Origin of the sequence: Kitasatospora sp. NPDC007106, from assembly GCF_040634455.1 — a bacterium.
Classification (GTDB): domain Bacteria; phylum Actinomycetota; class Actinomycetes; order Streptomycetales; family Streptomycetaceae; genus Kitasatospora; species Kitasatospora arboriphila.
Window position 1 is genome coordinate 1 of sequence record NZ_JBEYFP010000527.1, and the last position, 4,228, is coordinate 4,228.

Here is a 4,228-nt window from a genome sequence, read left to right on the forward strand (position 1 = left end):
CGGACCAGGGCGGCCGGCCCGGCCGCCTGGGCGTGCGCGGCCTGCAGGTCGAGCAGTTCGCCGACCGGCCCGGCGCCCGTGCGGGCGGCGGCCGCGTACACCGCCGGGTGGTCGGGCAGGGCGCGGCAGCCGGCGCAGGTGCCGGTGCAGTCCGTCGCCGTGCCGAAGCGGGCGTACAGGTGCGGGGCGCCGACCGCGCGGACCATCCGCAGCACCGGCCCGGTCAGCGCCCGGCGCCGTACGGCGGCCCAGTCGTCGCGGTCGGTGTGGCCGAGCAGCAGGTGCGCGGGGACGGGGCGCCGGTCCACCACCTGCTGGTTGCAGCAGGCGAGCACGGCGCCGTCCGCGGCGACCACCGGCCAGGCGGCCATCGCGCAGGGCACCGGCCGGCCGTCCGGGCCCGGTGCGGACTGCCGGGCCGCCCAGCCCGCCGCCCGGCCGACCGCGCGCACCTCGTTGACCAGCATCGGCACGGCGTCGCCGAAGACCTGGCGGACCTGCCCGGTGACCTCGGCGAGGTACGGGTCGTCCGGGCCGCCGCCGGTCAGGTGCAGGCTCACCGGGACCCCGCCGTCCAGCACGGTGCGCAGCACGGTGAAGACGTCCGCGCGCGGCACCTCCCGTTCGTGGAAGGCGTCCAGGCTGGCGGAGAAGTGGTCGACCCGGCCGACCGCCGCCGCGATCCGGCGGGGGACGCGGCCGCCGCGGGCGAAGAACATCCCGCTGAGCACCGCCGTCCGCGCCCCGGACACCCGTGCGGCATCCGCGAGTTCGGCGACCAGCTCGGGCCGCAGCAGCGGCTCTCCGCCGGTCAGCAGCACCAGCTCCGGCCGGTCGGCCGCGGTGAACGACCGGACGAGGCGCAGCAGTCCGCCCTCCGGCGGGTCGGCGCCCCGCATGTCGGAGGCGGTCGAGCAGTGCGCACAGCTGAGCGGGCAGCGGCGGGTGAGCGTCAGCAGCAGGCCGGCGCAGGGCGTCGGGCGCAGGCCCACGAGTTCGGCCAGGTCCATCGTCCACCTCTTCCCGCAGCAGGGCCGTCCCCGCCACGGTGCCCGTCCGCGGTCGGCGGCCGGTTCGGCGGTGCCCCGGATCCGGTACATCCGCAGGCCACGGCGGGTGCGGGGCGGTCCCCGACGGTGCCGCGGCGCCACCGCCGGAGGACCGACACCGGCCCCGACCTGCGCAAGGGCCGTCCTGTACCGCGGCTGAACCGCCGCCGTGCCGGGCGTTCCTAGCTTTCTCGGTGTCGGCGGACGAACCGCCGGCCGCAGCACCGAGCCGGGTGCGCCGACCGGGCCCGCCCGCCGAACCAGGACTGGAGACCACCATGGCCGAGAACACCGAGCCCACCCGCGACGAGGACGTCGAGGTCGTGGCGCACAGCGGCGACGCCGAGGACACCCCCTGGTGCGTCATCAACACCGGCAAGACCAACGTCGACGAGGACGTCGAGGTCGTCGCCCACAGCGGCGAGACCGAGGACACCCCGTGGTGCGTCATCAACACCGGCACCACCAAGCTGGACGACGAGGACGTCGAGGTCGTCGCCCACAGCGCGGACGCCGAGGACACCCCCTGGTGCATCATCAACACCGGCACCGCGAACTGATCGACCCGGCCAACGGGGCCCGCCGACCGGCGGGCCCCGTCCCCCTTCCCAGGCCCATGGAGGTCACCGTGCCCGCAACCCAGCCCGCCCTCCGCCCCGACCGGTACCGCCTGCTCCGCAGGGCCGACGCCGGCTGGTGGTTCCTCGGCGACGGGGGAGTCGCCCGGCTCCGTCCCGGCCAGGTCGGCCCGGACGGCGGCCTCGCACCCGCGGCCGAGCAGCGGCTGCGGGACACCGGCCTGCTCGACGCCAGGGCCTTCCGCTCCTACTCGCTGACGGTGCTCACCAGCACCGACTGCAACCTCGGCTGCGGCTACTGCTTCCAGAACACCGGGCAGGACCCGAAGGGCGGCAACCGGCCGCCGCGGATCAAGCACGCCCGGCTGACCTCCGAGATGATCGGCGAGGTCCTCGACTTCACCCGGCAGCGGATGGCCGAGGCCGGACTCGACCGGCTGGCCGTGATGCTGTTCGGCGGCGAGCCGCTGCTCAACTTCCGCGGCGCCCGGGAACTGCTCCACCGGGCGGCCGAGTTGGGCGAGCTGGAGGCCGGCATGATCTCCAACGGCACGATGCTCACCCCGCTGATCGCCAAGGAGCTGAACGCGGCCGGTCTCAGGTCCGTCCAGATCACCTTCGACGGCGACCGCGAGGAGCACGACGCGATCCGGATCCGCCGCTCCGGCGGCGGCACCTTCGACGCCATCGTGCACAACGTGGCCAAGGCGATGGCGGCCGCCGAGTCGATCCGCTGGCACCTGCGGATCAACGTCTCGCACCACAACCGGCACGGCATGGACGCCCTGCTGGAACGCCTCGCCGCCGGCCTCGACCCGGCCCGCTGCGGACTGCAGTTCGCCCTGGTCGGCGACGTCGGCGTCGGCTACGGCAACGAACTCGCCTACGGCAGCGGCCTCGCCGCGGACTTCACCCGCTGGCACGCCCGCGCCCTGGAACTCGGCTTCGCGCTGACCCGGCCGCGCCCCAACGACGGCTGCCAGGCCTGCACCTACCAGGACGGCCGCTACGGCGCGGTGGTCAACGCCGACGGCGTGCTCTCCAGCTGCTGGGAGACCGCCGGCCGGCCCGGCTGGGAGGTCGGCACCCTCGCCGACGGCTACCTGCCCGCCGACCGCACCGAGGGCCGCTGGATCACCTGCGACGACCAGTACCAGCACGGCGAGAACGCCGCCGCACTGGCCGTCTTCCAGGACGAGGTCGACGCGGCCCTGCTCGACCTGCTGCACACGGCCGGCCGACTCTGACGCCGGCACAACCTCGGAGGTGGACGATGGCTGACCCCGGAGTGCTGAGCGCGAACCGGGACTTCAGGCGGTACTGGATCGGCTCGGCCCTGTCGACGCTCGGCTCCCAGATGTCCCTGATCGCGTTCCCGCTGCTCGTGCTCTCCCTCGGCGGCGGCGCCGCCCAGGCCGGACTGGTGGCCAGCTGCTCACTGCTGACCAGGATGCTGCTGCGGATCCCCGCCGGACAGCTCGCCGACAAGGTCGACCGTCGGCGGCTGATGCTCGGCGCCGACCTCGTCCGCCTGGTCGCCGTCGGCTCCGTCCCGGCCGCCGCCGGACTCGGCGTGCTCGGCTACCCGCAGCTGCTCGCCGTCGCCGTCGTCGAGGGCGTGGCCACCGCGGTGTTCGCCCCCGCCTCCACCATCGCCGTCCGGGACGTCGTCGCCGAGGAGCACCTCTCCGACGCGCTCGCCAAGGACCAGGCCGCGATGGCCGCCGCCTCCCTGCTCGGCCCCTTCCTCGGCGGCTGGCTGTTCACCGTCGACCGGATCCTGCCGTTCACCGCGGACGCCGCCTCCTACGCCGTCTCCGCCGTGCTGCTGCTGCGGATGGCCACCCGCCCCGCCCCCGCCGAACCCGGCACCCGCACCGACAACAGCCCCACCGCCGGCCTGCGCTGGCTGCTCCGGCAGCCCGCCCTGCTGCGCGCCCTGCTCTTCGGTGCCCTGCTCAACCTGGTCGGCGCCGCCTCCGAGGTCGCCATGGTCGTCACCCTCCGGGACGGCGGCAGCGGCGGCACCGCGATCGGCACCGTGCTTGCCTGCGCCGGCGTCGGCGCCGTGCTCGGCTCGCTCGCCGCACCGCGCGTCCTCAAGGTGCTCAGGCCGGGGCAGCTCTTCCTGGCCATCGGCGCGGTGTGGGCCGCCGGCACCGCCGTGATCGCCTTCACCGCGCTGCCCTGGGTGGTCGGCCCGCTGCTCGTCCTGCTGATCCTGCTCACCCCGCCCGCCGGCATCGTGGTCGGCCAGGCACTCATCAGCCAGTCCCCGCGGCACCTGCTCGGCCGGGTCAGCACCGCCGCCGACCTGCTGATCGCCGGACTCGCCGCCGTCGGCCCCGCCCTCACCGGCATCGCCCTGGAAGGCCTCGGCATCCCGCAGACCTGGCTGCTGATCGCCGCCCTGATAGCCGTCACCACCGCGGTCGCCGCCGTCCCGATGCTCCGCGAGTCCGGCCTCGGCACGCCCCGGCAGGAACCGGCCGCCGAGACCGCCCCGGAGCCCGCCCCGGGTGAGGGCACCGCCGTCGCCGCCTGAGATGGGCAATCACCTCGGGGGCGCGTGGGGGCACCTCCCGGCCTTCGGCCGAAAGC

4 protein-coding genes are annotated in these 4,228 nt (G+C 75.4%); 3 read left to right on the plus strand and 1 reads right to left on the minus strand.

The window, feature by feature from the left end; translation table 11 throughout:
• On the minus strand, positions 1-1,010 hold a 1,010-nt coding region (locus tag ABZ641_RS27670), incomplete at its 3' end, for a radical SAM protein (RefSeq protein WP_359985943.1).
• 317 nt (positions 1,011-1,327) lie between these two features.
• On the opposite strand from ABZ641_RS27670, the gene ABZ641_RS27675 reads away from it, so the two are divergent.
• The 3 genes from ABZ641_RS27675 to ABZ641_RS27685 all read left to right on the plus strand — a co-directional run bounded on the left by ABZ641_RS27675 (position 1,328) and on the right by ABZ641_RS27685 (position 4,172).
• Positions 1,328-1,609 carry a hypothetical protein gene (locus tag ABZ641_RS27675; protein WP_344627555.1) on the plus strand — a complete coding sequence of 94 codons (282 nt, stop codon included), beginning with the start codon at positions 1,328-1,330 and terminating at the stop codon, positions 1,607-1,609.
• Between the two features lie 68 nt (positions 1,610-1,677).
• Positions 1,678-2,874, plus strand: a complete 1,197-nt coding sequence (locus tag ABZ641_RS27680; protein WP_359985946.1) for a radical SAM protein — start codon at positions 1,678-1,680, stop codon at positions 2,872-2,874.
• Positions 2,875-2,900: 26 nt separating this feature from the next.
• Positions 2,901-4,172 (plus strand): MFS transporter, encoded by a 1,272-nt coding sequence (locus tag ABZ641_RS27685; protein WP_359985949.1) that lies wholly within the window; start codon positions 2,901-2,903, stop codon positions 4,170-4,172.
• The last annotated feature ends 56 nt before the right edge of the window (positions 4,173-4,228 follow it).